Annotated in this window: 23 protein-coding genes and 2 pseudogenes; 13 read left to right on the forward strand and 12 right to left on the reverse strand. The window is 66.2% G+C overall.

From position 1 onward, the window contains the following. From C5O79_RS24315 to C5O79_RS24350, 7 genes and pseudogenes are all read right to left on the reverse strand, one after another. Positions 1 to 211, reverse strand: a pseudogene (locus tag C5O79_RS24315) (acetyl-CoA C-acetyltransferase); the annotation flags it as partial. Between the two features lie 292 nt (positions 212 to 503). Continuing rightward, positions 504 to 1088, reverse strand: a complete 585-nt coding sequence (gene phaP, locus C5O79_RS24320) for a TIGR01841 family phasin (protein WP_046544406.1) — start codon at positions 1086 to 1088, stop codon at positions 504 to 506. Between the two features lie 502 nt (positions 1089 to 1590). After that, positions 1591 to 2355 (reverse strand): ParA family protein, encoded by a 765-nt coding sequence (locus C5O79_RS24330; RefSeq protein ID WP_047852229.1) that lies wholly within the window; start codon positions 2353 to 2355, stop codon positions 1591 to 1593. Between the two features lie 101 nt (positions 2356 to 2456). Then, a pseudogene (locus C5O79_RS24335) lies at positions 2457 to 3079 on the reverse strand (DNA-3-methyladenine glycosylase). Then, positions 3066 to 3614: a G/U mismatch-specific DNA glycosylase gene (gene mug, locus C5O79_RS24340; protein WP_122474341.1), complete on the reverse strand. Its 549-nt coding sequence runs from the start codon at positions 3612 to 3614 to the stop codon at positions 3066 to 3068. Before mug ends, C5O79_RS24335 begins: the two are co-directional and overlap by 14 nt. Before the next feature lie 120 nt (positions 3615 to 3734). Further along, a complete protein-coding gene (locus C5O79_RS24345; protein WP_122474342.1) occupies positions 3735 to 4280 on the reverse strand; it encodes a single-stranded DNA-binding protein in 546 nt (181 codons plus the stop codon). A 101-nt stretch (positions 4281 to 4381) separates the two neighbouring features. Further along, entirely contained in the window at positions 4382 to 5569 is a 1188-nt protein-coding gene (locus tag C5O79_RS24350) for an MFS transporter (protein WP_046544401.1), read from the reverse strand. Between the two features lie 264 nt (positions 5570 to 5833). Between C5O79_RS24350 and uvrA the strand changes: the two genes are divergently transcribed. Together uvrA and C5O79_RS24365 are read left to right on the forward strand one after the other, a co-directional pair. Continuing rightward, on the forward strand, positions 5834 to 8719 hold the full coding sequence (uvrA, locus tag C5O79_RS24360; protein WP_046544400.1) for an excinuclease ABC subunit UvrA: 2886 nt from the start codon (positions 5834 to 5836) through the stop codon (positions 8717 to 8719). 254 nt (positions 8720 to 8973) lie between these two features. After that, positions 8974 to 10059 (forward strand): AI-2E family transporter, encoded by a 1086-nt coding sequence (locus C5O79_RS24365; protein ID WP_046544399.1) that lies wholly within the window; start codon positions 8974 to 8976, stop codon positions 10057 to 10059. A 125-nt stretch (positions 10060 to 10184) separates the two neighbouring features. On the opposite strand, the gene purU is transcribed toward C5O79_RS24365, so the two are convergent. The 5 genes from purU to C5O79_RS24390 all read right to left on the reverse strand — a co-directional run bounded on the left by purU (position 10185) and on the right by C5O79_RS24390 (position 15328). After that, positions 10185 to 11069 carry a formyltetrahydrofolate deformylase gene (gene purU / locus C5O79_RS24370; RefSeq protein WP_046544398.1) on the reverse strand — a complete coding sequence of 295 codons (885 nt, stop codon included), beginning with the start codon at positions 11067 to 11069 and terminating at the stop codon, positions 10185 to 10187. A gap of 73 nt (positions 11070 to 11142) precedes the next feature. Beyond that, the gene (locus tag C5O79_RS24375; RefSeq protein WP_046544397.1) at positions 11143 to 12009 is read right to left on the reverse strand and encodes a DUF4743 domain-containing protein; all 867 of its coding nucleotides are present in this window, start codon (positions 12007 to 12009) and stop codon (positions 11143 to 11145) included. Positions 12010 to 12014: 5 nt separating this feature from the next. Further along, positions 12015 to 12629, reverse strand: a complete 615-nt coding sequence (locus C5O79_RS24380) for a LysE family translocator (protein ID WP_046544396.1) — start codon at positions 12627 to 12629, stop codon at positions 12015 to 12017. Between the two features lie 43 nt (positions 12630 to 12672). Continuing rightward, positions 12673 to 13239, reverse strand: a complete 567-nt coding sequence (locus tag C5O79_RS24385; protein WP_122474343.1) for an adenine phosphoribosyltransferase — start codon at positions 13237 to 13239, stop codon at positions 12673 to 12675. Between the two features lie 82 nt (positions 13240 to 13321). Further along, positions 13322 to 15328, reverse strand: coding sequence for a monovalent cation:proton antiporter family protein (locus tag C5O79_RS24390; RefSeq protein ID WP_047852233.1), 2007 nt, complete (start codon positions 15326 to 15328; stop codon positions 13322 to 13324). A 125-nt stretch (positions 15329 to 15453) separates the two neighbouring features. Here C5O79_RS24390 and kdsD point away from each other — a divergent pair, with 125 nt between their 5' ends. The 11 genes from kdsD (at position 15454) to C5O79_RS24445 (ending at position 24686) form a co-directional block, all read left to right on the forward strand. Beyond that, complete coding sequence (gene kdsD, locus C5O79_RS24395) at positions 15454 to 16437, forward strand: arabinose 5-phosphate isomerase KdsD (RefSeq protein ID WP_122474344.1); 984 nt, start codon at positions 15454 to 15456, stop codon at positions 16435 to 16437. Then, positions 16437 to 16973 carry an HAD family hydrolase gene (locus tag C5O79_RS24400; protein ID WP_122474345.1) on the forward strand — a complete coding sequence of 179 codons (537 nt, stop codon included), beginning with the start codon at positions 16437 to 16439 and terminating at the stop codon, positions 16971 to 16973. The genes kdsD and C5O79_RS24400 overlap by 1 nt, the downstream gene beginning before the upstream one ends. A 3-nt stretch (positions 16974 to 16976) precedes the next feature. After that, positions 16977 to 17591, forward strand: coding sequence for an LPS export ABC transporter periplasmic protein LptC (lptC, locus tag C5O79_RS24405; RefSeq protein WP_046544392.1), 615 nt, complete (start codon positions 16977 to 16979; stop codon positions 17589 to 17591). 20 nt (positions 17592 to 17611) lie between these two features. Further along, positions 17612 to 18277: a lipopolysaccharide transport periplasmic protein LptA gene (gene lptA / locus C5O79_RS24410; RefSeq protein ID WP_039346006.1), complete on the forward strand. Its 666-nt coding sequence runs from the start codon at positions 17612 to 17614 to the stop codon at positions 18275 to 18277. Next, the gene (gene lptB, locus C5O79_RS24415; protein ID WP_046544391.1) at positions 18274 to 19050 is read left to right on the forward strand and encodes an LPS export ABC transporter ATP-binding protein; all 777 of its coding nucleotides are present in this window, start codon (positions 18274 to 18276) and stop codon (positions 19048 to 19050) included. Before lptA ends, lptB begins: the two co-directional genes overlap by 4 nt. A 159-nt stretch (positions 19051 to 19209) precedes the next feature. Then, a complete protein-coding gene (locus tag C5O79_RS24420; RefSeq protein WP_122474347.1) occupies positions 19210 to 20715 on the forward strand; it encodes an RNA polymerase factor sigma-54 in 1506 nt (501 codons plus the stop codon). Positions 20716 to 20873: 158 nt separating this feature from the next. After that, positions 20874 to 21233, forward strand: coding sequence for a ribosome-associated translation inhibitor RaiA (raiA, locus tag C5O79_RS24425; RefSeq protein ID WP_006477786.1), 360 nt, complete (start codon positions 20874 to 20876; stop codon positions 21231 to 21233). A gap of 168 nt (positions 21234 to 21401) precedes the next feature. Next, entirely contained in the window at positions 21402 to 21941 is a 540-nt protein-coding gene (locus tag C5O79_RS24430) for a PTS sugar transporter subunit IIA (RefSeq protein ID WP_046544389.1), read from the forward strand. Between the two features lie 129 nt (positions 21942 to 22070). Continuing rightward, complete coding sequence (gene hprK / locus C5O79_RS24435) at positions 22071 to 23039, forward strand: HPr(Ser) kinase/phosphatase (protein ID WP_011353227.1); 969 nt, start codon at positions 22071 to 22073, stop codon at positions 23037 to 23039. 75 nt (positions 23040 to 23114) lie between these two features. Further along, entirely contained in the window at positions 23115 to 24023 is a 909-nt protein-coding gene (gene rapZ / locus C5O79_RS24440; RefSeq protein WP_046544388.1) for an RNase adapter RapZ, read from the forward strand. Positions 24024 to 24050: 27 nt separating this feature from the next. Continuing rightward, complete coding sequence (locus C5O79_RS24445) at positions 24051 to 24686, forward strand: LON peptidase substrate-binding domain-containing protein (RefSeq protein WP_039346030.1); 636 nt, start codon at positions 24051 to 24053, stop codon at positions 24684 to 24686. Positions 24687 to 24835 lie beyond the last annotated feature (149 nt).

A 24835-nucleotide genomic window follows, 5' to 3' on the forward strand; every position in this document is an offset into this window, starting at 1 on the left:
TCAGCGACTGCCGTGCCGGGTTCTGCCCGGAACCGGCCGTCAGCACCTGGCCCATGATCACTTCGCTGACCTGCTCGGGCTTCACGCCCGCACGCTCCAGCACCGCGCGGATCACCGTCGCGCCCAGTTCGGGCGCCGCAATCTTCGCAAGCGAACCGCCGAATTTGCCGACCGCGGTCCGCGCGGCCGATACGATCACTACGTCCGTCATGTCCAGTTCCTGCTTCGAAATCGGTTGGTCGTTCTGACGCCGGCGCGTACCGGCCTCGGCTGGCGATCACGCATCCCGGGCCATTCGGCTCGATAGCGGCCGCACGCCGCCGTACGGCGCGCGGCACCCGGTCGAACGGGCGGCACACCGGTACGGCTCGCCGGTTCACCGGCGTCTTGCGGCAAACCGGAGGTTCGCCGGACGCCACGCGGCACACGCGGCGTCCAGCGCCATCCGGCGCCGATCAATCGTGTCGCGCCCAAGCGCGACACGTGCTTGCGTGGCTACGCGATCACGCAGCCGATTCGCGTGCGGCTGCGGCGTCCTTGCGTGCGGCGGCAGCCGTCTGCTTCGCGCCACGCGTGGCCGTTTCGCTGACCGCATCGAAACCGCTCTGCGCGGCTTCGATCGCCTGGCCCGTCGCGGCACGAACCGAGTCGGCCGCGGCAGTCGCCGCCGACAGCGCCGAGTTCAGCGCAGCCACCACCGGCGCCGAGCCGGCCGGCGCATGCTTCGACAGCTCGCCGAGCACGTCCTTCAGCCGCTTGTCGTTCTGTTCGTATTGCGCTTGCGCGACCTTCGCCCATTCGGACTGCGTCGACACGGCGATGTCGAACAGATGGCGGCCGTACGACACGGCCTTGCCGGCCGCTTCCTGCGGTACGGCGACCTGCTGCGCGAAACCCACGGCCGGGTTGCTGCTGTTGAATGCGTTCTTCAGCTTGTCTTCGTATTCCTCGAGCGCCGTCCGGGCCGCTTGCAGGTTGAGTTCGACGACAGCCTCGAAACCTTGGATCGCCGGACGGGCGATCGCAAACCACGCGGCGATACCGGATTGATATTCGGCGTTGAGTTTTTCGGGGGCAAATACGGACATCGGGCACGCTCCTGTTGGCAATGCGAGAGACGACGCAAAGAAAATTGGAAGCCGGATCGACAGCAGACTTCCTTATTGACAACCCGTCACTTATTTGAGTGCGGGAAGTTGAAGGAGTCCATTCTAGATCGATTAATTGTCAATTAAATGGAATTAATGATAGGGGTAAACCCTTATCTTAATTCGAGGTGACCGCTGGAACCCGTGATGAGCCGACATCGCAGACGAGGCCGCGCGTCACTCGGTCCCGCAATACATTTTTACCTTTTTACAGGATAACGGATCATGACGGCGCGCAACATTTACCAATTCATTATTCCGTTTATTAGAAAACCGGGGCACATTGAAAATGGAGCGGTCGCTTATGTAATCGTTTTTTCTGGATTTATTATGAAATCGTTCTCGGGATTATTAATCTCAAAATCAATGATCGGAGGAATTGCTGGTCGTGATGAAAAACGGCCGCGTGATGCGGCCGTGTCTCCATCCGGCTGGCCCGAGATCAGCCGGCCAGTTCGCGATGCAGCGCGAGAAACTCCCGCGCAAGCTTGTGCCCGGGTTCCAGATGGATCACCGGCTTGGCCTGCTGATGCGACTCGCGGATCTTCACCGACGCCGACAACCTCGACGCGAGCACCGGCAGCCCTTCCTCGACGAGTTCGTCGACCAGCCGCTGCGGCAGGCTCGCCCGCGGCTGGAACTGGTTGATCACGATCCCTTCCACCTCGAGCGCCGCGTTGTGGTCCTGCTGGATTTCCTTCACGTTCTCGAGCAGCGTGTACAACGCACGGCGCGAAAAATCGTCGCAGTCGAACGGGATCAGGCAGCGCTCGACCGCGATCAGCGCCGAGCGCGTATAGAAATTCAGCGCGGGCGGCGTGTCGATGTACACGGCGTCGTAGGTATCGAGCTCGTTCAGCGCGTCGCGCAGCTTGTAGATCTTGTAGCGCGACTCGAGCTTGCCGTGCAGCGTGTCGAGGTCCGGATGCGCGGGCATCACGTCGAGCCCTTCGAACGGGGTCGGATGAATGAACGACGCGACGTCGACCGGGCGGAAGTTGAAGGTCAGCGCGGTTTCGAAGAAATCGGCGACACCTGGCTGCGCGTCGGCTGCGGCGTCGCCGAGCAGGTAGCGCGTGGAGTTCGCCTGCGCATCGAGATCGATGACGAGCGTACGCAGCCCTTCGCTCGCGCTGATCGCCGCCAGGTTGCAGACGATCGTCGATTTGCCCACGCCGCCCTTCTGGTTGAATACGACCCGCCGCATTGTGTCTCCTCGATCGAAACGTCGAAAAGGCAAGCTTAGCCGGTCAATAATGGCGGTCGCGTGACGCAGGTCGAATTGTGCGCATCCTGGCACGGGGTGTATCAGCGGCGCGTCACTGGCCCTGATACGTAGAGGTTGCCCGGCACGCTCCAGCGCCACGGCAGATGCGTGCCGACACGAATACCGATGCGCGGCGCGCCTGCCAGATCGGCGGGCGGCGCGACGCCGTCGTCGACGATCGCGAACCCTTCGTGCGCATCGCTCAGGTCGACACCATCCTGCGCGCCGGCGATCCCCATCGCCTGGGTGAGCCGCGCCGGCCCCCGGCACAGGTCGCGATCACGCGTCTGCGGCGGCCGCGCCGCACGCATCTGCTCGAGCCCTTGCAGCGGCTCGAGCGCGCGAATCAGCACGCCCGTTCCCGCGCCATTCGGGCCGCACACGCAGTTGCAGCACCAGTGCATGCCATAGGTGAAATAGACATACAGGTGCCCCGGCGGCCGAACATCGTCGCATTCCGCGGCGTCTTGCCGCGGTAGGTATGCGCGGCCGGGTCGATCGCACCGGCATAGGCCTCCACTTCGACGATCCGCCCGGCCCGGCCGTCCGTGGTGGCAAGGATCTTGTTCAGCAGTTGCGGTGCGACGTCGGTGGCGAGTCGGTCGAAGAATGCGCGGGGCAGCACGGTGCCCGGCCACCGAGGCGCGGTTTCACTGCGCCGCATCCTGCCGCTCCGGTTGAAGACCGGAAACGGCCTTCGCCTGCAGACGAAGCTGGCGGTATGCGTCGACCAGGTCATCGAGACTGAACGCGAGGTTTCTGCCGCTGGGATTGGGCAGTACCCAGACGCTTGCCCCCTGCATGCGGGCCGGTTGCAGCCCCCACTCGACTTCTCGCTGGCGGGAAAGCGCCGAGTACGCCGCCTTGCCGAGAAAGGCGACGAAGCGCGGCCCATAACGCGCCAACTTGTGTTCGAACCCGGCAGCCGCGGCAATGAATTCCGTGCGCGAAAGCTGATCGGCACTCGCGGTCGGCCGCTTCACCACCGCGGTCAGGCCGCAGCCATATTGAAGAATCGCGTGATCGTCCTGCGGCGAGATTTCCGCCGGCGTGAAGCCCGCGAGATGGATCACGCGCCAGAAGCGGTTGCTTCTCCCCGCGAAGTGATGCCCGGTCGCGGCCGCGGTCAGGCCCGGGTTGATCCCGCAAAACAGCACGTCGAGATGCGGAGCGATGAGGTCGGGAAGTTCGTCAGCCACGTTTTGCCTGGCGCGCAAGGAACATCGACGTAAATGAAACAAGGCCCGAAGGCCCGGGCCAAGCAACTGGCTTGACTCGGACGTTCGGGCCCATCGTGATGCGGGATGCGGGATTGCCGATCAGAACGGGATATCGTCGTCCATCTCGTCGAAGCCGCCGCCTGCCGGTGCGCTCGGACGGCTTTGCGCGCCGCCGCCTGCACCGCCACGCGCCGCGCCCCCGGCACGACCACCGCCGCCACCGCCACGCTCCATCTGCTCGCCACGACCGCCGCCACCACCACCGTAGCCGCCGCCGTAACCGCCTTCGTCACCGCCGCCACCCGCACCACCGCGGCCGCCGAGCATCTGCATCTGGTCAGCAACGATTTCGGTCGAGTAACGATCCTGGCCGTCCTGACCCTGCCACTTGCGCGTGCGGATGCGGCCTTCGATATAGACCGACGAACCCTTCTTCAGGTACTCGCTGACGATTTCCGCCAGGCGACCGAAGAACGCGACGCGATGCCACTCGGTCATTTCCTTGAAATCGCCACTTGCCTTGTCCTTATAGCGGTCGGTCGTCGCGAGACGGATGTTCGCAACCGCGTCGCCGCTCGGCAGGTAACGGACTTCAGGATCGGCGCCGAGATTGCCGACGAGGATGACCTTGTTGACGGATGCCATGTGTTTCTCCAGTAAATTCGATGCCGGGCCGCCCGCTCATGCTGTCGGTGCGGCCCGCCGGGCAAGCCGGCGAAAATCGCCGGTGCCTGCCCGAAGTAAGTTCAGGCCTTGCGCGGCGGCGCTTTCATGCTGGCCGCGATTATAAGCCACGCGGCAACGAGCCCCGAGCACGTGTAGAACACCGTATTGGCGCCCCCGTGCTTCAGCAGCCAGCCGCCCACGATGCCGCCGAGCGCAAGCCCGATCGACTGCGTGGTGTTGTAGACACCCGTGGCCGCACCCTTGCGCGAACCGGGCGCAAGCTTCGACACGAGCGACGGCTGCGACGCTTCCAGGATGTTGAAGCCGAGGAAGTAGACGAAAAGAACCGCCGCCACAATCAGGATGGTATGCGGCGCGCTGCCCAGCAGCAATTGGCCGATCAGGATAGCCAGGATGCCGCCGAGCAGCACCGGCTTCATCTTGCCCCGTTTTTCCGCGGCGATGATCGCCGGGACCATCATCACGAACGCGAGCCCCATCACCGGCAGGTAGACCTTCCAGTGCGAGGCGACCGGCAGGCCGCCGTCGACGAGCAGGCGCGGCACGACGAGGAACAGCGCCGTCTGCGTGGCGTGCAGCACCAGCACGCCGAAGTTCAGGCGCAGCAGCTCGACGTTGTGCAGCACCTCGCCGAACGGCGCGGGCACGTGCACGGGCTTGGCCGCATCGGGCACGATCCACAGCACGACGCCGATCGCGAGGATCGACAGCACGCCGACGATCGCGAACAGCCCGCTCATCCCGACCCAGTGGAACACGATCGGCGCACCGACGATCGCGACCGCGAACGACACGCCGATCGAGCCGCCGACCATCGCCATCGCCTTCGTGCGGTTCTGCTCGGAGGTCAGGTCGGCGATGAACGCGAGCACCGCGGACGACACCGCGCCCATCCCCTGGATCACGCGGCCGACGATGATCCACGTGATGTCGTGCGCGGACGCGGCAACGAAGCTGCCGATCGCGAAGATCACGAGGCCCGTGGCGATCACCGGCTTGCGGCCGAACTTGTCGGACGCCCAGCCGTAGAAGATGTAGAACAGCGACTGCGTGACGCCGTAGGCCCCGAGCGCGATGCCGACGAGCAGCACGTTGTCGCCGCCCGGGATGGTTTTCGCGTAGACCGAGAACACCGGCATGATCATGAACAGGCCGAGCATGCGCAGCGCGAAGATCGCCGCGAGCGACGTGGTCGCGCGCAATTCGGGCGCAGTCATGCGGGAAGACGTGGCAGACGGATTGGACATCGGGAATGAATTTCGAATGATCGGAATGTCCGCCCGACACCGGGCGGCGGAAGATCAGGACCAGTGGCCCGGGAGGCTTGGCCGGCAACACGTCGGGGCAGGATTCAGGCAGCCCGCAGGCCGCCCGGAACCGCGCGGCGCGGCCGCTTTCCCGGCGCAGGCGCCATCTTGCTGCCACCTGCTGCTAAGGCTGGGGACCCCAAACGACGGCCTCGAAAAGCCGTTATAGTAGCAGGTTTGGTTCCCTCCATTTTCGCCAGGCTCATGGAACAGATCCGCATCCGTGGGGCGCGTACCCACAACCTGAAAAACGTCAATCTCGACCTGCCGCGCCACAAGCTGATCGTGATTACCGGGTTGTCCGGGTCGGGCAAGTCGTCGCTCGCATTCGATACCCTTTATGCCGAAGGCCAGCGCCGCTACGTCGAAAGCCTGTCCGCGTATGCCCGCCAGTTCCTGCAGCTGATGGAGAAACCCGACGTCGACCTGATCGAAGGCCTGTCGCCGGCGATCTCGATCGAGCAGAAGGCGACGTCCCACAACCCGCGCTCGACCGTCGGCACGGTCACGGAAATCCACGACTACCTGCGACTTTTGTTCGCACGTGTCGGCACGCCGTACTGCCCGGACCACGACATCCCGCTGGAAGCGCAGAGCGTGTCGCAGATGGTCGACGCGGCGCTCGCGCTGCCCGAAGAAACCAAGCTCATGATCCTCGCGCCCGTCGTCGCGGACCGCAAGGGCGAGCATGCCGAGCTGTTCGAGGACATGCAGGCGCAGGGTTTCGTGCGCTTTCGCGTGCGCTCGGGCGGCGGCGCCGCGAACGAAGGCGTCGCGAAGATCTACGAGGTCGAGTCGCTGCCGAAGCTGAAGAAGAACGACAAGCACACGATCGACGTCGTCGTCGATCGTCTGAAGGTGCGCCCGGACATGAAGCAGCGGCTCGCCGAATCGTTCGAGACGGCGCTGCGCCTCGCCGACGGCCGCGCGATCGCGCTCGAGATGGACTCCGACCGCGAGTACCTGTTCAGCTCGAAGTTCGCGTGCCCGATCTGCTCGTACTCGCTGCAGGAGCTCGAGCCGCGCCTGTTCTCGTTCAACAACCCGATGGGCGCGTGCCCGGAATGCGACGGCCTCGGCCAGATCACGTTCTTCGACCCGAAACGGGTCGTCGCGCACCCGTCGCTGTCGCTGGCCGCCGGCGCCGTGAAAGGCTGGGACCGCCGCAACCAGTTCTACTTCCAGATGCTGCAGAGTCTCGCGGCGTTCTACGAATTCGACATCGACGCCGCGTTCGAGGATCTGCCGGAAAAGATCCGGAAGGTGCTGCTGTTCGGCTCGGGCAAGCAGACGATCCCGTTCTCGTACATCAACGAGCGCGGCCGCACGACGATCCGCGAGCACGTGTTCGAAGGGATCATCCCGAACCTCGAGCGCCGCTACCGCGAGACCGATTCGGTCGCGGTGCGCGAAGAGCTGTCGAAGTACCAGAACAACCAGCCGTGCCCGTCGTGCGACGGTACACGCCTGCGCCGCGAAGCGCGCCACGTGCGGATCGGCACGGGCGACTACGCGCGCGGCATCTTTGAAATCAGCGGCTGGCCGCTGCGCGACGCGCTCGGCTATTTCGACGGCCTGTCGCTCGACGGCGCGAAGCGCGAGATCGCCGACAAGGTCATCAAGGAAATCGTCGCGCGCCTCACCTTCCTGAACAACGTCGGCCTCGACTACCTGTCGCTCGAGCGCAGCGCGGAAACCCTGTCGGGCGGCGAGGCGCAGCGCATCCGGCTCGCGTCGCAGATCGGCTCGGGCCTCACGGGCGTGATGTACGTGCTCGACGAGCCGTCGATCGGCCTGCACCAGCGCGACAACGACCGCCTGATCGCGACCCTCAAGCACCTGCGCGACCTCGGCAACTCGGTGATCGTCGTCGAGCACGACGAGGACATGATCCGCACGGCCGACTACGTCGTCGACATGGGCCCGGGCGCCGGCGAGCACGGCGGCGTGATCGTGGCCGAGGGCACGCCGAAGCAGGTGCAGTCGAACCCGCAGTCGCTCACCGGCCAGTACCTGGTCGGCAAGCGCACGATCGAGTACCCGGACGAGCGGCTTGCCCCCGATCCCGAGCGGATGCTGCGCATCGTCGACGCGCACGGCAACAACCTGAAGCACGTCGACCTGGAGCTGCCGGTCGGCCTGCTGACCTGCATCACCGGCGTGTCGGGCTCCGGCAAGTCGACGCTGATCAACGACACGCTGTACCACGCGGTCGCGCGCCATCTGTACGGCTCGTCGGCCGAGCCGGCGCCGCACGAGGCGATCGAGGGCCTCGAGCACTTCGACAAGGTGATCAACGTCGACCAGTCGCCGATCGGCCGCACGCCGCGCTCGAACCCGGCCACGTATACGGGCCTGTTCACGCCGATCCGCGAGCTGTTCTCGGGCGTACCGACCTCGAAGGAGCGCGGCTACGATCCGGGCCGCTTCTCGTTCAACGTGAAGGGCGGCCGCTGCGAATCGTGCCAGGGCGACGGCGTGCTGAAGGTGGAAATGCACTTCCTGCCGGACGTCTACGTGCCGTGCGACGTGTGCCACGGCAAGCGCTACAACCGCGAAACGCTCGAAGTGCAGTACAAGGGCAAGAACATCAGCGAAGTGCTCGACATGACGGTCGAGCATGCGTACGAGTTCTTCAGCGCGGTGCCGGTCATCGCGCGCAAGCTGAAGACGCTGCTCGACGTCGGCCTCGGCTACATCCGCCTCGGCCAGTCGGCCACGACGCTGTCTGGCGGCGAGGCGCAGCGCGTGAAGCTGTCGCTCGAGCTCTCCAAGCGCGACACCGGCCGCACGCTGTACATCCTCGACGAGCCGACCACCGGCCTGCACTTCCACGACATCGCACTGCTGCTGGAAGTGATCCACCGGCTGCGCGACCAGGGCAACACGGTCGTGATCATCGAGCACAACCTCGACGTGATCAAGACGGCCGACTGGGTGATCGACCTCGGCCCCGAAGGCGGCGCCGGCGGCGGCCAGATCATCGCGCAGGGCACGCCCGAGCAGGTCGCGAAGACGAAAGCGAGCTTTACCGGCAAATATCTCGCGCCGCTGCTCAAGCGCACGACCCGCAAGGTCGCGGCCGGCTGACGCGTCCCGCCTGCCTCCCCTCCCCGCGCGCGGCCGGCCGGCCGCGCGCCCTTGCGCACCGCCGAACCGGCCCCCCATTCTCGTTTTCCCTCCTGCGTTTACACCATGCGCCAAACGGCCCCTTTGCGGACCATAATGGCGGCTATACTTTACGGTCGTAAGGTTCGCCGTACGCACCAATCCGGTGCGGCGCCGGGCGAACACGGCTCTGCCGCGCATTCCGCGGCATGACACACGAACGACAGGAATCCACGATGGAGAAGCAACCAGACTCGTCGCGCGATACGCAGAATCGCGAACCGCACCTGCGCAGCGTGCGGCTGACGAGCGACTTCAGCCTGCCGAAGCTGTCGGCACTCGAGATCGGCAGCTATGCGTTCGCGATCCTCGCGATGTGGCTCGTGATCGAACTCAAGCTGCTCGGCGGGTTGCTGGCCGGCCTGCTGGTCTACCAGCTGATCCACACGATCGCCCCCGTCATCGAGCGCCACACCACGAGCATGCGCGCGCGCTGGGTCGCCGTCGTGCTGCTGTCGATCGCGATCGTCGGCGCGTTGACGGGCCTGACGATCGGCATCATCGAACACTTCGAGCGCACGGTGCCGAACCTGCAAAGCCTGCTCGACCAGCTGATGCAGATCGTCGAGCAGACCCGCGCCCGCACGCCGGCCTGGATCGCGAACCTGCTGCCCGTCGACGTCGAGCAAATGAAGACGAAGGCCGCCGTGCTGATGCACTCGCACATGGACCAGCTCCAGCAAAGCGGCAAGAGCGTCGCGCGCGGCTTCGGCCACGTGCTGTTCGGGATGATCATCGGCGCGATGATCGCGATCGGCGTCGAGCACGGCAAGGTGCGCCGTCCGCTGTCCACCGCGCTCGTCACGCGCGTGTCGCGCTTCGCCGACGCATTCCGCCGGATCGTGTTCGCGCAGATCAAGATCTCGGCGATCAACGCGACGTTCACGGGCATCTACCTGCTCGTCGCGCTGCCGATCTTCCACCAGCGGCTGCCGCTGTCGAAAACGCTCGTGCTCGTCACGTTCATCGTCGGCCTGCTGCCCGTGATCGGCAACCTGATCTCGAACACGCTGATCGTCGCCGTGTCGCTGTCGGTCAGCATGGGCACCGCGATCGCGTCGCTGGCGTTCCTCGTGATCATTCACAAGCTCGAATACTTCCTGAACGCGAAGATCATCGGCGGCCAGATCGAGTCGCGCGCCTGGGAGCTGCTGCTCGCGATGCTGATCATGGAGGCCGCGTTCGGGCTGCCGGGCGTGATCGCCGCGCCGATCTTCTACGCGTACCTGAAGCGCGAGCTGTACCTGCTGCGGCTGATCTGACGCAGCCCGGCCGCCAACAGCGATAAAAAACGCCGCGCCCCGTGAAGGGCGCGGCGTTTTTGTTTGGGGCGGCTGGCGATCCGGGGGCCGGCCATCCGGGGGCCGGCCATCCGGCGCTCGCCGAATCAGCGGAACACGACCGTCTTCGTCCCGTTCAGCACGATCCGGTGCTCGACGTGCCACTTCACCGCGCGCGCAAGCGTCACGCATTCGACGTCGCGGCCGATCGCGGTCAGCTGGTCGGGCGTCATGCTGTGGTCGACGCGCTCGACTTCCTGCTCGATGATCGGGCCTTCGTCGAGATCGGTCGTCACGTAGTGCGCGGTCGCGCCGATCAGCTTCACGCCACGGTCGAACGCCTGGTAGTAAGGCTTCGCGCCCTTGAAGCTCGGCAGGAACGAATGGTGGATGTTGATCGCGCGGCCGGCGAGCTGCTTGCACAGGTTCGGCGACAGGATCTGCATGTAGCGCGCGAGCACCACGAGATCGGCCTGGTGCTCATCGATCACCTCCAGCACGCGCGCTTCCTGCGCGGCCTTCGCGGCATCGGACGAGCCGCCGATCAGCGGGAAGTGATGGAACGGGATGTTGTAGCTCGCGGCGAGCTGGTAGAACTCCTTGTGGTTCGACACGATCGCCGGGATCTCGATCGGCAGCTGGCCGGTGCGATAGCGGAACAGCAGGTCGTTCAGGCAGTGGCCGATCTTCGACACCATGATCACGACGCGCGGCTTCACGGCCGCGTCATGCATCTCCCAGCGCATCGAGAACTGTTCGGCGAGCGGCGCGAATTCCTTGCGAAGCGTGTCGAGCGCCGACGCGGCATCCGCGCCGCCGCCGTCCTGCTCGAAGTGCACACGCATGAAGAATTCACTGGTGCGGCTGTCGCCGAACTGCGCCGAATCGAGGATGTTGTTGCTGCGCTCGAACAGGAAGCCCGAGACCGCATGGACGATGCCGTGCCGGTCGGGGCACGACAGTTTCAAGATAAAGCTGTGATCGGTCGGCATGACCGCTACTCCCTTCGTTTCCGTATTCGTCAAATTGCCCGTTCGCACCGCCAGGCTGCGTGCGCGGCACGGGTCACGCGGCCGGTGCGAACAGGGCGTCGATGCCCGCCGCGTCGGCCGCCGGGATCCAGCGGTGGCGCAGCAGCGTATCGAGCGTCGCGAGGCTCGCATCCATCGTCGCGCGGCCGGCGCGCAGCCAGCCGATCACCTCGGGCACACCGGCCAGCAGATGCTCGGCCACTTCGCCGTCCTGGTTGCGCGGCGCGAAGTCGCGCGGCAGCGGCAGGTCGTACACGAAGATCAATTCGGACTGCGTGCCTTCCGGCAGCGAGCACAGCACCTGCACCGCGCGGCCCGCGATCGCGCGCGCGGCCAGTTCGGCCGGAATGCCGGCTTCTTCCCAGCATTCCTTCGCGAGCGTCTCGTGAACGCCCAGGCCCCAGCCGATCCCGCCCGCGACGACGTTGTCGAGCATGCCGGGATCGGTTGCCTTGGTCTCGCTGCGGCGGCCGAGCCACATCTGCGGGTCGGCCGCGGCGGACGGCTCGCCCGGCGCAACCGCATATTCTACGATGCCGTTCAGATGCACCGCGTAAGTCTGCGTACCGAAGAAGCGCGACGCGGCGCGCTCGATGTACGCGAGCGGCGGATCGTCGAAGCGGTTGCGGATCGCGTAGATCTCGTCGCGCCAGCCGGGAATCGCGCCTTCGGCCGCGAGCGCGCCGATCGCGCTCGCCAGCGCCATGCTGCGTGCGTCGACCGAGTCGTAGCGCGCCGACAGCACGACGCGCTCGTCGGTCAGCTCGAACACGTCGGGCCAGCGGGCGAGCATCGCGACGTCCTGGCGGCGCACCCAGCCGACCGCCTGGCCGGCGATCTCGAAACGCAGGTGCGCGGCCGGATCGAAGCGGCGCGCGGCCTCAATGCACGGAAACGTCATCGTGATCAGTCCTTCAGCGCGACGCGGATGCCGATTGCGATGAACGTCGCGCCGGCGATCCGGTCGAGCCACACGCCGGCCTTCGGACGGCGCTTCAGCCATGCGCCGATCATGCCCGCGCCGACGCCGAACAGCGAAAAGATCGCGGCCGTCTGCAGCATGAACAGCGCGCCGAGTTCGAACATCTGCAGCGTCACGCTCTGCGCGCCGTGCGGATCGACGAATTGCGGCAGGAACACGACGAAGAACAGCGTGACCTTCGGGTTCATCAGGTTGCCGATCACGCTCTGACGGAAGATCGTGCCGAGCGGCTGCGGCGGGCGCGCGTGCGCATTCGAGAGTCCCTGGCTGCGCAGCGCCTTGATGCCGATCCACACGAGGTACGCGGCACCCGCGAGCTTCAGGATCTCGAACGCGACCGGCGACGAACGCAGCACGGCCGCGACGCCGAGCGCCGCGAGCGTCGTGTGGAACAGGATCCCGGCCGTGAAGCCGAGCGCGGCGACGAAGCCGGCCGCGCGGCCCTGCGAGATGCCGCGTGCGAGCACCTGCAGGTTGTCGGGACCCGGCGCGAACGTGATCGCGATCGACGTGGCGAGAAACAGCATGAAGTTGGGCATCGTGACCTCGCTGCGTAACGTGGAAGCTCAGGCAGGCCGGCGTTCAGTGGCCGGCGAATTCGGTGACGGTATAAACCGGCAGTCCCGCATTGCGCAGCAGCGCCGAGCCGCCGAGATCGGGCAGGTCGATGATCGCAGCGCCTTCGACGACTTCCGCGCCGAGCCGCTGCAGCAGGTTGCGCCCCGCCATCATCGTGCCGCCGGTCGCGATCAGATCGTCCATGATGATCACGCGGTCGCCGGGGCGGCACGCGTCTTCGTGGATCTCGACGGTCGCGCTGCCGTATTCGAGGTCGTACGACTCCGAGCACGTCTTGTACGGCAGCTTGCCGACCTTGCGGATCGGCACGAAGCCGACGCTCAGCTCGTACGCGACGATCGGCGCGATGATGAAGCCGCGTGCATCGAGGCCCGCGACGTAGTCGAGCTTCGCATCGACATAGCGCTCGACGAACAGGTCGACGAGGATGCGCAGCGCCTTCGGGCTCTGCAGCAGCGTCGTAATGTCGCGGAACATCACGCCCGGCTGCGGCCAGTCGGGCACCGTGCGGATCTGGCTGTGGATGAAGGCGACCGGATCGAGCGGTGCGCCCGACGACGAATGCGGCATGAAACTCTCCGAAAAAAACGGTGCGCGAAGAACGGGCACCGTTTCGAATAAATACGGGTCAGGTTATCAAACCAAGCGCGCGTCAGGCGGCCGCGACCGGCGGATCGCGCCGATGGCGCGACAGCCGCTCCTCCGCGAGCGCGAGTGCCTCGGGCAGCCCGCGCAGCACGACGATGTCGCTCGCGCGCAGCTTGGTTTGCGGATCGGGTTCGACGCCGCGGATACCGTGCCGGCGAATCGCCGTGACTTCGAGCCCGAGCGCATACAGCCCCAGTTCCTCCAGCGAACGCCCGACCGCGTCCGCGCGCGCATCGACCGGCACCGATTGTAGCCGCACCTGCTCGTGGTCGTCGTCGTCCGCGTCGTCCGCGCCGCGGAAATAGCCGCGCAGCAGGCTGTAGCGTTCGTCGCGCATTTCCTCGACGCGCCGCACGACCTTGCGCATCGGCACGCCGACCAGCACCAGCGTGTGCGACGCGAGCATCAGGCTGCCCTCGACGATCTCCGGAATCACTTCGGTCGCCCCGGCTGCGAGCAGTTTCTCGAGATCGGCATCGTCGACGGTACGCACGATCGCGGGCAACGTCGGCTCGAGTTCGTGCACGTGATGCAGCACCCGCAACGCGGACGGCGTGTTCGCGTAGGTGATCGCCACAGCCGCCGCACGGTGGATACCGGCCGCGAGCAGCGACTCGCGCCGCGCCGCGTCGCCGAACACGACCGATTCGCCCGCCGCCGCGGCCGCACTCACGCGATCGGGGTCGAGGTCGAGCGCAACGTACGAAATACCTTCCTGTTCGAGCATCCGCGCCAGGTTCTGGCCCGCGCGGCCGTAGCCGCAGATGATCACGTGGCCGCGCTGCTTGAGGCTTTGCGTCGCGATCCGCGTCATCTGCAGCGACTGCTGCATCCATTCGGTCGACGACAGCCGCATCACGATCCGGTCGGCGTTCTGGATCAGGAACGGCGCCGCGAGCATCGACAGCAGCATGGACGCGAGGATCGCCTGCAGCAGCGTCGAATCGACGAGATGCCGGTCGAGGATCAGGTTCAGCAGCACGAAGCCGAATTCGCCGGCCTGCGCGAGCCCGATGCCGGTGCGCATCGCGACGCCCGGTGTCGCGCCGAACAGGCGCGCGAGCCCGGCGATCATCGTCCCCTTGAACAGAATCTGCCCGACGAAGAAACCGAGCACGAGGAACGGGTGCTCCCAGATCACGCGCGGGTCGAGCAGCATCCCGGTCGTCACGAAGAACAGGCCGAGCAGCACGTCGCGGAACGGCTTGATGTCCTCCTCCACCTGATGGCGGAACGGCGTCTCGGAGATCAGCATCCCCGCGATGAACGCGCCGAGCGCCAGCGACAGGCCGAAGCGGTCGGTGATGAACGCGGCGCCGAGCGTGACGAGCAGCAGGTTCAGCACGAACAGTTCCTGCGAGCGGCGCCGCGCGACGACGTTGAGCCAGCGCGTCATGAAGCGCTGGCCGATGACCAGCAGCAGCGTGAGCGCGATCACGATCTTGACGGCCGCGAAGCCGAGCGTGATCGCGAGGTCCTTCGACGATTCGGCGCCGAACGCGGCGATCACGATCAGCAGCGGCACCACCGCGAGATCCTGGAACAGCAGCACGCCGAAGATGTTGCGGCCGTGCTCGGTCTCGATCTCGAGCCGCTCGGCGAGCATCTTCGACACGATCGCCGTCGACGACATCGCAAGCGCGCCGCCGAGCGCGATGCTGCCCTGCCACGTGATGTGCACCCAGTGCTCGAACAGCATGCCCAGCGCGAGCGCGAGCACGAGCGTCGCGACGACCTGCAGCAGCCCGAGCCCGAACACGAGCCGCTGCATCGCCCTCAGCTTCGCCAGCGAGAACTCGAGGCCGATCGAAAACATCAGGAACACCACACCGAATTCCGCGAGATGCTCGGCCCGCTCCAGATCCGCCGCGATGCCGAACGCGTGCGGGCCGACCAGGATGCCGACGGTCAGGTAGCCGAGCATCGGCGGCAGGTTCAACGAGCGGAATACGACGACGCCCACCACTGAGGCCAGCAGCAGCAGCAGGGTCATTTCGAGCGGGGAAATCACGGGCGAAGCGTCCTCGTTCGTCGGGGCCACGGCAATGCGGGCGCGGGTGGTGGCGGTGGTCAGGCGACTTCGGACGAGTCCGAAGGCCCGGCGCGGCGAACAAACGCCTTTGCTATACTCCGCGCATGATAGCGAAAATCAATGATGACCGGGCGCTCGCGCTCGCCCGCGACGTGCTCGACATCGAGGCGGACGCCGTGCGCGCGCTGCGCGACCAGCTCGACGGCGGCTTCGTCCAGGCCGTTGCGCTGCTGCTCGGCTGCCGCGGGCGCGTGGTGGTGTCCGGCATCGGCAAATCGGGGCATATCGCCCGCAAGATCGCGGCCACGCTGGCCAGCACCGGCACGCCGGCCTTCTTCGTCCATCCTGCCGAGGCCAGCCACGGCGACCTCGGGATGGTCACCCCCGACGACGTCTTCATCGGCATCTCCTATTCCGGCGAATCCGAAGAACTCGTGGCGATCCTGCCGCTCGTGAAGCGGATCGGCGCGAAGCTGATCGCGATCACGGGCCGCGCGGAATCGAGCCTCGGCACGCTCGCCGACGTGAACCTGAACGCCGCGGTCTCGAAAGAGGCCTGCCCGATGAACCTCGCGCCCACCGCGAGCACGACCGCCGCGCTCGCGCTCGGCGACGCGCTCGCCGTGGCGGTGCTCGACGCGCGCGGTTTCGGCTCGGAAGATTTCGCGCGCTCGCACCCGGGCGGCGCACTCGGCCGGCGCCTGCTCACCTACGTGCGTGACGTGATGCGCTCGGGCGACGACGTCCCGTCCGTCGGGCTCGACGCGACGCTGTCGGACGCCCTGTTCCAGATCACCGCGAAGCGCCTCGGCATGACCGCCGTGGTCGACGCCGGCGGCAAGGTCGCGGGCATCTTCACCGATGGCGACCTGCGCCGCGTGCTCGCACGCGACGGCGACTTCCGCACGCTGCCGATCACCGACGTGATGACGCGCGACCCGCGCACGGTTGCACCGGATCACCTGGCGGTCGAGGCCGTGGAACTGATGGAGCGCCACCGGATCAACCAGATGCTGGTGGTCGATGCCGACGGCGTGCTGATCGGCGCGCTGAACATGCACGACCTGTTTTCGAAGAAGGTGATCTGATGAGCGCAGCGCTGACTGCGGCCGAACGCGCGAGCCGCGTGAAGCTGATGATTTTCGACGTCGACGGAGTGCTGACCGACGGCGGCCTGCTGTTTACCGCGGCCGGCGACACGATGAAATCGTTCAATTCGCTCGACGGCCACGGCGTGAAGCTGCTCGGCGAAGCCGGCATCGCGACCGCGATCATCACGGGCCGCCGCTCGGAGATCGTCGCGGCGCGTGCGAAGGAAATGAAGATCGCGCACCTGTTCCAGGGCGTCGAGAACAAACTCGCCGTGTTCACCGACCTGATCGCCTCGCTCGGCCTCAACGCAAACCAGTGCGGCTACATGGGCGACGACTGGCCCGACCTGCCCGTGATGCTGCGCTGCGGCTTCGCGACTGCCCCCGCGAACGCGCACCCCGACGTGATCGCCCGCGCGCACTGGGTGGCCGAGGCCCGCGGCGGCCATGGCGCCGTCCGCGAAGTCTGCGACGCGATCCTGCGTGCGCAGCGCCGCTACGACGCGCTGCTCGCGGCCGCCTGCGGAGCCTGACGGATGAACAAGCATTTCCGCTGGACCCAGCTGCTGCCCCTCGCCGCGGTCGCCGCGCTCGCGGGCATTACCTGGTGGCTGCTGCAGGCCACGCTGCCGCCGCCCGGCGAGGGCACCGTGCAACCGAAGCGCCATACGCCCGACTATTTCGCGGACAACTTCTCGGTCACCGAGCTCGACCAGTCCGGCACGACCCAGTACCGGCTGACGGCCGCGAAGCTGATCCATTACGAAGACACCGAAGACAGCGACCTGACCGATCCGGCCATGCGCGCGTTCCAGCCCGGCAAGCCGGTCGTGACGACCACCTCGAAGCGCGGCACCGTCAACGGCGACGTGTCGATCGTCGACTTGTACGACGACGCGCGCATCCTGCGCGCGGCCGGCGGCGGCGATCCGCAGATGCAGGCCGATTCCCAGCATTTCCGGATCTTCGTCAATGACGATGTGATCCAGACCGAAAAGCCGGTTAAACTTCAGCGCGGCCTGTCGCTCGTCAACGCGACCGACGGCATGAAGTACAACAACGTCACCCGGGTCATCGAGCTTTACGGCAACGTGCGCGGCACGATCGCCGCGCAGGACACGTCCGGCGGCTCGAAAGGTCAACCCAAGTGACGCATCCCTCACGTGACTGCATGAACGAATCGTTCCCTCGACAGATTTCCGGCGGCGCTGCGCGCGCCGTCCGCGCCGCGCTTGCCGCGACGCTCGTGGCACTCCCGCTCGTCGGGCTGGCACCGCTCGCCCATGCCGAGAAGGCCGACCAAAGCAAGCCGATCAACGTCGAGGCCGACAACCTGACCTATGACGACCTGAAGCAGGTCACGGTCGCGACCGGCAACGTCGTGATCACGAAGGGCACGATCATCATCAAGGGCGATCGCGTCGAAGTGCGCCAGGACCCGGAAGGCTATCAGTACGCCACTTCGTTCGGCAGCGGCAAGAAGCACGCGACGTTCCGCCAGAAGCGCGAAGGCCTCGACGAATACATCGACGGTGACGCCGAGCGCATCGACTACGACGGCAAGCAGGACCTGACCACGCTGACCACCGCCGCGACCGTGCGCCGCCTGCAAGGTACGTCGACCATCGCCGATACCGTGCACGGCAGCGTGATCACGTACGACGGCCAGCGCGACTTCTACACCGCGAAGGGCGGCAAGGACGTCGCCGCGCCGGGCAACCCGAACGGCCGTGTGCGCGCGATGCTGTCGCCGAAGAACGGCGGCCCCGCGCCGCTGAACGGCGCGCCGGCAAAGCTGTCGCCGTCGACCACGATCCAGGGAGCGCCGGGCCAATGAACGCGCTACCGAACCGCCAGCCGGCCGGCACGACGAGTTCGCTCGTCGTCCGCAACCTGAAGAAGCGCTACGGCTCGCGCACGGTCGTCAAGGACGTGTCGCTCGACGTGAAAAGCGGCGAAGTCGTCGGCCTGCTCGGCCCGAACGGCGCCGGCAAGACCACGTCGTTCTACATGATCGTCGGCCTGGTGCCGCTCGACGCGGGCGAGATCTCGCTGAACGGCAGCTCGATCAGCCTGCTGCCGATCCACAAGCGCGCATCGCTCGGCCTGTCGTACCTGCCGCAGGAAGCGTCCGTGTTCCGCAAGCTGACCGTCGAGGAAAACATCCGCGCGGTGCTCGAGCTGCAGTACGGCGAAGACGGCAAGCGGCTGTCGAAGGACGCGATCTCGTCGCGCGCCGAAGCACTGCTCGACGAACTGCAGATCGCCCACCTGCGCGAGAATCCCGCGCTGTCGCTGTCGGGCGGCGAACGGCGCCGGGTCGAAATCGCACGCGCTCTGGCCACCAACCCGAACTTCATCCTGCTTGACGAACCGTTCGCCGGCGTCGACCCGATCGCGGTGCTCGAGATCCAGAAGATCGTCAAGTTCCTGAAGCAGCGCAACATCGGCGTGCTGATTACCGATCACAACGTCCGCGAAACGCTCGGCATCTGCGACCACGCTTACATCATCAGCGACGGCTCGGTGCTCGCGGCCGGTGCGCCGAGCGAAATCATCGAAAACGAAAGCGTACGCCGCGTGTACCTCGGCGAACACTTCCGGATGTAACTCCTCCTCGTGGCTGGCTGCACCCCGCCCGGCGTCGCCGCGCGGGGCCGCGCCCCGCTTCGCGGCCATGCCCGCGGCCGGGCGGCGCGCCGCGCGTAATCGCGGATGGCTCAACGCGCCTGGGTCGTGGCAAACTGCCGGTATGACTCCCTCCTTGCCATGAAAGCCAGCCTTCAACTCCGCCTGTCGCAACATCTGGCGCTGACGCCCCAGCTACAGCAGTCGATCCGGCTCCTGCAGTTGTCGACGCTCGAATTGCAGCAGGAAGTCGCGATGGCCGTCGCGCAGAACCCGCTGCTCGAGAACGACGACGAATGGATCGCGAGCCCGCTGCGTGTCGCTGCGGACGGATCGCTGATCGCGCAGACGCCTCCCGCGCAGAACACCGAGCCCACTGCGGCAAACGGTAGCAGCTCGTCGAGCGATCGTGCCGAGCGTGACGAGCCGGCCGGCGCGGACGAATACGACGGTTACGGGTCCGGCGACGGCAACGACGGCCCGCAGTGGAACCTCGACGAATTCGGCCGCTCAAGCGGCGCATCCGACGACGACGACCTCCCGCCGCTGCAGGTGCAGGAAGCGGCGACGTCGCTGCGCGACCACCTGTCCGCGCAGTTGCGCGTCACGCAGGCCGGCCCGCGCGATCGCGCGCTCGTGATGTTCCTGATCGAATCGCTCGACGACGACGGCTACCTGACCGCCACGCTCGATGAAGTGCTCGCCGACCTGCCGCCCGAGCTGGAGATCGACTGCGACGAACTGAACGCGGCGCTCGCGCTGCTGCACAGCTTCGATCCGGCCGGGGTCGGTGCCCGTTCGGCATCCGAATGCCTGAAGCTGCAGTTGCTGCGCCTCGATCCGTCCCCGACACGCACGCTCGCGCTCGAGATCGTGTCGCAGCATCTCGAACTGCTCGCCGCCCGCGACTTCACGCGGTTGCGCAAGCACCTGAAGGCGAGCGACGACGCGCTGCGCGACGCGCACGCGCTGATCCGTTCGCTGGAGCCGTTCCCCGGCGCCGCATACGGCAAGGCCGAGGCCGACTACGTCGTGCCCGACATCATCGTGAAGAAGGCCGGCCAGGGATGGCTCGCGGAGCTCAATCCGGAGGTCGTGCCGCGCCTGCGGATCAACAACCTTTACGCGAACATCCTGCGCAACAGCCGCGGCGATCCGTCGGCCGGTTCGCTCAAGCAGCAGCTCCAGGAAGCACGCTGGCTGATCAAGAACATCCAGCAGCGTTTCGACACGATCCTGCGTGTCGCGCAGGCGATTGTCGAGCGTCAAAAGAACTTCTTTGCGCACGGTGAAATTGCCATGCGCCCCTTGGTTTTGCGGGAAATAGCTGATACGCTGGGCCTACACGAGTCGACTGTCAGCCGTGTGACAACCGGGAAGTACATGCTGACCCCGTTCGGGACGCTTGAATTTAAGTACTTCTTCGGATCTCACGTTTCGACCGACACCGGTGGCGCCGCTTCGTCGACAGCCATCCGAGCCCTCATCAAGCAACTGATAGGAGCTGAAGACCCTAAATCGCCACTTTCGGACAGCCGCATTGCCGAGCTGCTGGCAGAACAAGGATTCGTGGTCGCGCGCCGCACGGTTGCGAAGTATCGCGAAGCCCTCAAGATCCCGGCAGTGAATCTGCGCAAGTCTCTTTAAGCCTGCTGCCTGCCCGGCGGCAGGCGTGTTCCGGCCACCGCGCACACGGGGAACAGGCCGGGCGACCTGTCCGCGATACGCCGCCTCGTGCGGTACGGGCAAGTCGACCGGAGCGCCGCCTCGATGCGGCCGGGTGGTCACTCGCTTGGAGAAGCACTATGAACCTGAAGATCAGTGGACATCATCTCGAAGTCACGCCTGCAATTCGCGAATACGTGATCACCAAGCTGGACCGGGTGCTACGGCATAGCGATCAGGTGATCGATGGCACTGTGATCCTCTCGGTCGACAACCACAAGGAAAAGGACAAGCAGCAGCGCGCGGAAATCAACCTGCACCTGAAGGGCAAGGACATCTTCGTCGAAAGCGCGAACGGTAACCTGTATGCCGCGATCGACCTGCTGATCGACAAGCTGGACCGCCAGGTCGTCAAGCACATGGAGCGCCTGCAAACGCATGCGCACGACCCGATCAAGCTTCAACCGTCGATCGACCAGATCGAACTGCCGCCGCAGTAACCTTCACCGCAACACACACGTCGCCCGGTTCGCCGGGCGTTTTTTTTGCGACTCCGCGCAGTGGTGCAACCGGTCCGTCCGTGCTGCGCCACGCACGCGGCTGTGCTCTATAATGTTCCGGTTATCGCCGGGGGGTGCTGGATGCGGTAGCTGCCTTGCAGGTTGCCGATGCCGAACGCCTTGATATCGCCGAGCATGGATAATCAGTCTGCCGCCGCAAGGAGACCCCAGGCCGCCCAATCGCCTGCCAACATGAATCGCCTAGCCAAAATCCTGCCCATAGAGAACGTCGTCATCGACCTCTCAGTCACCAGCAAGAAACGCGTGTTCGAACAAGCCGGGCTGATGTTCGAGAATCAGAACGGCATCGCCCGCAGCACCGTCACGGACAACCTGTTCGCGCGCGAGCGCCTCGGCTCGACCGGGCTCGGCGAAGGCGTCGCGATTCCGCACGGGCGCATCAAGGGTCTCAAGCACCCGCTCGCCGCGTTCGTCCGGCTCGCCGATGCGATCCCGTTCGAAGCCCCCGACGGCCAACCGGTCGGCCTCCTGATCTTCCTGCTCGTGCCCGAGCAAGCCACCCAGCAGCACCTCGAGATCCTGTCGGAAATCGCGCAACTGCTGTCCGATCGCGACGCACGCGAGCGTCTGCACAACGAAACGGATATCGCCGAGTTGCATCGCCTGCTCACTCAGTGGCAACCTTGAGTTGATCCGGGCGGAATATTTTCCCGTACTCGGCGGCACACGCCGCCGTTCAGGGCTGCCCGGCGCCGGCCCGGCATGGCGACGTCCGTCGCCGCGCGTACGCACCGGCCCATTGGAGTGACGAGAGTCATGGATACGTCCAGCATCAACGCCCAGAGCATCTTCGACGACAACGCGGCCACGCTGAAATTGAGCTGGCTGACGGGGCATGAAGGCTGGGAGCGCGGCTTTTCGGCCGACACCGTCGGCAATGCAACCTCGAGCGCCGACCTCGTCGGCCACCTGAACCTGATCCACCCGAACCGGATCCAGGTGCTCGGCGAAGCCGAAATCGACTACTACCAGCGACAAACCGACGAAGACCGCTCGCGCCACATGGCCGAGCTGATCGCGCTCGAGCCGCCGTTCCTCGTCGTCGCCGGCGGCGCCGCGGCGCCGCCCGAACTCGTGCTGCGCTGCACGCGCTCGTCGACCCCGTTGTTCACCACGCCCATGTCGGCCGCCGCGGTAATCGACAGCCTGCGGCTCTACATGTCGCGCATCCTCGCGCCGCGCGCGACGCTGCACGGCGTGTTCATCGACATCCTCGGAATGGGCGTGCTGCTGACCGGCGATTCGGGCCTCGGCAAGAGCGAACTCGGCCTCGAGCTGATCAGCCGCGGCCACGGCCTCGTCGCCGACGATGCAGTCGATTTCGTCAGACTTGGCCCCGATTTCGTCGAAGGGCGCTGCCCGCCGCTGCTGCAGAACCTCCTTGAAGTACGCGGCCTCGGCCTGCTCGACATCAAGACGATCTTCGGCGAAACCGCCGTGCGGCGGAAAATGAAGCTGAAGCTGATCGTCCAGCTCGTGCGGCGCCCCGACGGCGAATTCCAGCGCCTGCCGCTCGAAAGCCAGACCGTCGACGTGCTCGGCCTGCCGATCAGCAAGGTCACGATCCAGGTCGCGGCCGGCCGCAACCTCGCGGTGCTCGTCGAGGCGGCCGTCCGGAACACGATCCTGCAGTTGCGCGGAATCGACACATTGCGAGATTTCATGGATCGGCAACGACTCGCGATGCAAGATCCCGACAGTCAGTTTCCCGGCAAACTGGTGTAACCCGCACGCGCCGGCCACGCCACGCCGACGCGTCGAGCCGGTGCTATGATGAAACGTCAGGATTCTCTGCTTCCCATGCGCATCGTCCTCATCACCGGCATCTCCGGCTCAGGCAAGTCCGTCGCGCTGAACGCGCTCGAAGACGCAGGCTATTACTGCGTCGACAACCTGCCGCCGCACGTGCTCCCCGAACTTGCCCGCTACCTCGCCGAGGATGGCAAGCGCCGGCTCGCGGTCGCGATCGACGCGCGCTCGAGCGCGTCTCTCGACGAAATGCCCGGCCTGATCCGCGAGCTGTCGCGCGAGCACGACGTTCGCGTGCTGTTCCTCAACGCGAGCACCCAGGCGCTGATCCAGCGCTTCTCCGAAACGCGCCGCCGCCATCCGCTGTCCGGCTCGCTGTCGCACGATGCGGACGTCGGCCTGCTGTCGTCGCTCGAGGAGGCAATCGAGCGCGAACGCGAGCTCGTCGCGCCGCTCGCCGAATTCGGCCACCAGATCGACACCAGCACGCTGCGCGCGAACGCGCTGCGTACTTGGGTCAAGCGCTTCATCGAGCAGAAGAACAACGACCTGATGGTGATGTTCGAATCGTTCGGCTTCAAGCGCGGCGTGCCGCTCGACGCCGACCTGATGTTCGACGTACGCGCGCTGCCGAATCCGTACTACGACCACGAGTTGCGCCCGCTCACCGGGCTCGACCAGCCGGTCATCGCCTTTCTCGACGCACTGCCGATCGTCCACCAGATGATCGACGACATCCATGCGTTCCTGATGAAATGGCTGCCGCACTTCCGCGATGACAACCGCAGCTACCTGACCGTCGCCATCGGCTGCACGGGCGGGCAGCATCGCTCGGTATTCATCGCGGAAACGCTCGCCGCGCGCCTTGCGCACGACGCGAACGTGATCGTGCGGCATCGTGACGCGCCAGTGGATGTCGACGCGTCGTCGCGGCTCGTCTCCGAGGTCGACCGACCCTAGCGACGCCCGCCCCAACGCCCGCGCGCCATGTCCTCCCTATCGACCACCCTGATCGACCTGCCGCTGTTTCCCCTGCACACGGTGCTGTTCCCGGGGGGCCTGCTCCCGCTCAAGGTGTTCGAGGCGCGCTATCTCGACATGGCCCGCGCGTGCCTGCGCGACGACGCACCGTTCGGCGTGTGCCTGCTGAAGAGCGGGCCGGAAGTCGCGCAAGACGGCGCGGTGTCGGTGCCCGAGACCATCGGCTGCATGGCGCGCATCACCGAGTGCGATACCGGCGAATTCGGCATGCTGTACCTGCAGGCGGTCGGTACGCAGCGTTTCGAGCTGCTGTCGTATCGCGTCGAAGGCAACGGGCTGCTGGTCGGCATCGCGGAACCGCTGCCCGACGACATCCCGCTCGAAGGCGAGCAGACGCTCGCACAGTTCGGCTCGTGCGCCGAAGTGCTCGAGCGCATCATCAACGCGCTGAAGAAGTCCGATCCGGAGAAAATGCCGTTCGGCGAACCGTTCCGCCTCGACGATCCGAGCTGGGTGTCGAACCGGCTCGCGGAACTGCTGCCGCTCGACCTGCGTGCGCGGCAGAAGCTGATGGAGTTTCCGGACGTCGGCGCGCGCATCGATGCCGTGCACCACGTGCTGGACCGGCACGGCTGGTTATAGCGCGCCCGGGAGCTGTCGCTTTGCCCGAGCCATCCGGGAGATGGCGTCCCACGAAGGGCTTCCTTCCAGGCGAAAGGCCGGGCCGGCGTTTTCCGAGTCGCCCCAAACAGCCACTTCGCACCAGCCCGCCGGAGGCGACTTCCGTCTGC

It is taken from the genome of Burkholderia sp. SRS-25 (genome assembly GCF_004343765.1).
GTDB lineage: Bacteria > Pseudomonadota > Gammaproteobacteria > Burkholderiales > Burkholderiaceae > Burkholderia > Burkholderia contaminans.

Excerpts from the sequence above, each read along its gene's own strand:
- C5O79_RS24350 (WP_046544401.1), bottom strand. The coding sequence starts at position 5,569 with ATGTCCAATCCGTCTGCCACGTCTTCCCGCATGACTGCGCCCGAATTG.
- C5O79_RS24380 (WP_046544396.1), bottom strand. The coding sequence starts at position 12,629 with ATGCCCAACTTCATGCTGTTTCTCGCCACGTCGATCGCGATCACGTTC.
- C5O79_RS24420 (WP_122474347.1), top strand. The coding sequence starts at position 19,210 with ATGAAAGCCAGCCTTCAACTCCGCCTGTCGCAACATCTGGCGCTGACG.
- C5O79_RS24345 (WP_122474342.1), bottom strand. The coding sequence starts at position 4,280 with ATGGCATCCGTCAACAAGGTCATCCTCGTCGGCAATCTCGGCGCCGAT.
- raiA (WP_006477786.1), top strand. The coding sequence starts at position 20,874 with ATGAACCTGAAGATCAGTGGACATCATCTCGAAGTCACGCCTGCAATT.
- C5O79_RS24330 (WP_047852229.1), bottom strand. The coding sequence starts at position 2,355 with ATGCGGCGGGTCGTATTCAACCAGAAGGGCGGCGTGGGCAAATCGACG.
- C5O79_RS24385 (WP_122474343.1), bottom strand. The coding sequence starts at position 13,239 with ATGCCGCATTCGTCGTCGGGCGCACCGCTCGATCCGGTCGCCTTCATC.
- C5O79_RS24375 (WP_046544397.1), bottom strand. The coding sequence starts at position 12,009 with ATGACGTTTCCGTGCATTGAGGCCGCGCGCCGCTTCGATCCGGCCGCG.
- C5O79_RS24445 (WP_039346030.1), top strand. The coding sequence starts at position 24,051 with ATGTCCTCCCTATCGACCACCCTGATCGACCTGCCGCTGTTTCCCCTG.
- rapZ (WP_046544388.1), top strand. The coding sequence starts at position 23,115 with ATGCGCATCGTCCTCATCACCGGCATCTCCGGCTCAGGCAAGTCCGTC.
- C5O79_RS24400 (WP_122474345.1), top strand. The coding sequence starts at position 16,437 with ATGAGCGCAGCGCTGACTGCGGCCGAACGCGCGAGCCGCGTGAAGCTG.
- lptC (WP_046544392.1), top strand. The coding sequence starts at position 16,977 with ATGAACAAGCATTTCCGCTGGACCCAGCTGCTGCCCCTCGCCGCGGTC.
- C5O79_RS24365 (WP_046544399.1), top strand. The coding sequence starts at position 8,974 with ATGGAGAAGCAACCAGACTCGTCGCGCGATACGCAGAATCGCGAACCG.
- kdsD (WP_122474344.1), top strand. The coding sequence starts at position 15,454 with ATGATAGCGAAAATCAATGATGACCGGGCGCTCGCGCTCGCCCGCGAC.
- phaP (WP_046544406.1), bottom strand. The coding sequence starts at position 1,088 with ATGTCCGTATTTGCCCCCGAAAAACTCAACGCCGAATATCAATCCGGT.
- C5O79_RS24430 (WP_046544389.1), top strand. The coding sequence starts at position 21,402 with ATGCCGAACGCCTTGATATCGCCGAGCATGGATAATCAGTCTGCCGCC.
- lptA (WP_039346006.1), top strand. The coding sequence starts at position 17,612 with ATGAACGAATCGTTCCCTCGACAGATTTCCGGCGGCGCTGCGCGCGCC.
- purU (WP_046544398.1), bottom strand. The coding sequence starts at position 11,069 with ATGCCGACCGATCACAGCTTTATCTTGAAACTGTCGTGCCCCGACCGG.
- uvrA (WP_046544400.1), top strand. The coding sequence starts at position 5,834 with ATGGAACAGATCCGCATCCGTGGGGCGCGTACCCACAACCTGAAAAAC.
- hprK (WP_011353227.1), top strand. The coding sequence starts at position 22,071 with ATGGATACGTCCAGCATCAACGCCCAGAGCATCTTCGACGACAACGCG.
- lptB (WP_046544391.1), top strand. The coding sequence starts at position 18,274 with ATGAACGCGCTACCGAACCGCCAGCCGGCCGGCACGACGAGTTCGCTC.